The organism is Dietzia sp. (assembly GCF_036741115.1).
Lineage (GTDB): Bacteria > Actinomycetota > Actinomycetes > Mycobacteriales > Mycobacteriaceae > Dietzia.
Map to the genome: position 1 here is coordinate 1 of NZ_DAINST010000157.1, position 1,879 is coordinate 1,879.

The 1,879-nt window shown below is 68.5% G+C and carries 2 protein-coding genes and 1 pseudogene; all 3 read left to right on the forward strand.

Annotated elements, in window-relative coordinates:
* Positions 1 to 110, forward strand: a 110-nt coding sequence (locus tag V7E05_RS14170) for a winged helix-turn-helix domain-containing protein (RefSeq protein WP_333620272.1), incomplete at its 5' end; no start/stop codon positions are given.
* Between the two features lie 93 nt (positions 111 to 203).
* Complete coding sequence (mshD, locus tag V7E05_RS14175) at positions 204 to 1,289, forward strand: mycothiol synthase (protein ID WP_333620271.1); 1,086 nt, start codon at positions 204 to 206, stop codon at positions 1,287 to 1,289.
* Positions 1,290 to 1,698: 409 nt separating this feature from the next.
* Positions 1,699 to 1,879, forward strand: a pseudogene (locus V7E05_RS14180) (phosphate ABC transporter substrate-binding protein PstS); the annotation flags it as partial.

Below are 1,879 nucleotides of genomic sequence, written 5' to 3' on the forward strand. Positions count from 1 at the left end.
CCCGCACGGTTGACGTCCACGTCCGCCGCCTCCGGGCAAAGCTCGGATCGGAGAACGAAGCGCTCATCGGGACCGTCCGCAACGTGGGGTACAAGGCCGTCCACCCGTAGTAAGGCCCAGTCGGGCGCCGGCGGGCGTCCGCGGTGCCGACAGGAACCGCCGGGTTCTGGCGGGCCCGGCCGCGCTCGGGGCACAGTGGTGGCATGGAGGAACAGCAGGGCGGCACGGCCCACACAGGCGACACGGCCGCACGAGACGGCGCCGCGGGGCGCATCGAGTTCACCGGCGAGCCGGAGTTCACCGAGCTCGGCACGCTCGACCCGCAGCGCGTGTCGCAGATCAGGGCGATCACGGCTGCGGCCGAGGCCGCCGATGGCGTCGCGCCTCTTGGTGAGCAGCCGCTCCTCGCGCTCGACAGGCCGCAGCCCGGAATCGCGCACGTGCTCGTCGAAGTCGAAGTCGAAGTCGAGAACGAGGCAGAGGTCGAGGTCGAGACCGCGCCGGCGAAGGCGCTCGCCGCGTACGCGCAGGCCGCAGACTCCGACGAAGGCCACGACGTCGAGTTCGTCGTCGCCGTCCCGTTCCGCGGCAGGGGGCTGGGCGGCCGGTTGGCCAAATGGCTCGTCCGCCGTCATCCGCACATGCGTTTCTGGGCGCACGGGGACGGGCCGGCGGCGAAGGCCATTGCGGGCGCGCTCGGCATGGGTGTCGTGCGCGAGCTGCTCGTGATGGAACGCGAGCGCGAGGGCGCGCCGTCGATCGCCGAGGCGGCGGGCCGCGAGGACCCCGAGATCGAGATCCTCGACCTCCGTACCGCGTATGAGCGCTTCGGCGCCGACGCCGTGGACGCGGCGATCCTGCGGGTCAACAACGCGGCGTTCTCGTGGCATCCCGAGCAGGGCGGCTGGACGCTCGAGACGCTGCGCGAGCGCATGGACGTCTCGTGGTTCGATCCCGCCGGCTTCTTCCTCGCCGTCGAAAAGGGGGAGCCGCTCGTGGTCTCCGGGTTCCACTGGACGAAGACGGTCGACGGTGACGACAACAACGCAGCCGGGCCCAGCGGGAAGCCGTTGGGGGAGGTCTACGTGGTGGGGGTCGATCCCTCCGCACAGGGCCGCGGGCTCGGGCAATGGTTGACGGCGGTGGGCATCGCGCACCTCGAGGCCGAGGGCATCGACACCGTGGAGCTATACGTCGAGGGCGATAACGAGAAGGCGATCCACGCATACGAGCGGCTCGGTTTCGCCGTGGCCAAGAGGGACGTGATGTACGGGCCGGTCGGTGCGTAGGGGAGGAACTGTCGCGGGGGTGGCCGCGCCGCGAACCTGAGAGCGAGATCACAGAGAGTGCTGCCGACCGACACCGAGTGGTGCAGGGACCTGCGGCGATGGTGAAGCGGGGGTACTGCCGACCGGCTTTTTCTCCCCCAATTCTCAGGTTATTACGCAACTCCGTCGGGCTTTAGCTGCCAATTTACCCCTTGTTCACCTTGAGTATGGAACGCGTAAATAAAGGATGCTTAGCGTGTTGCCTCGGTGATGATGTGCGCTCCTCCGCGCAACGCCCGGGAGTACTGTTCCGTCCTTCCCGGCGTGCCCGTGGGGCCGGGCACGGCGCATTGTCGGCCAGCGAAAATGCACTCGGTCCGCACCGCAACCCGGAGCTTGGCGGACCGGACTATCAACGGAGGATATGTTCGTGAACACCAAGCGCGTAGGTGCACTTCTCGGCATCGCGACGGTCGCCTCTATTGGCCTCGCCGCCTGCAGCAGCGACAGCAGCTCGTCCGATGCCTCGGGTTCGGGCGACGGCTGTGAGGTCTCGGATTCCATCTCGGCTTCCGGCTCGACCGCCCAGCGCAACGCCATGACCGTTTTCG

Bases quoted from the DNA above. Each gene is read 5' to 3' on its own strand.
- mshD (WP_333620271.1), top strand. From the start codon at position 204: ATGGAGGAACAGCAGGGCGGCACGGCCCACACAGGCGACACGGCCGCA.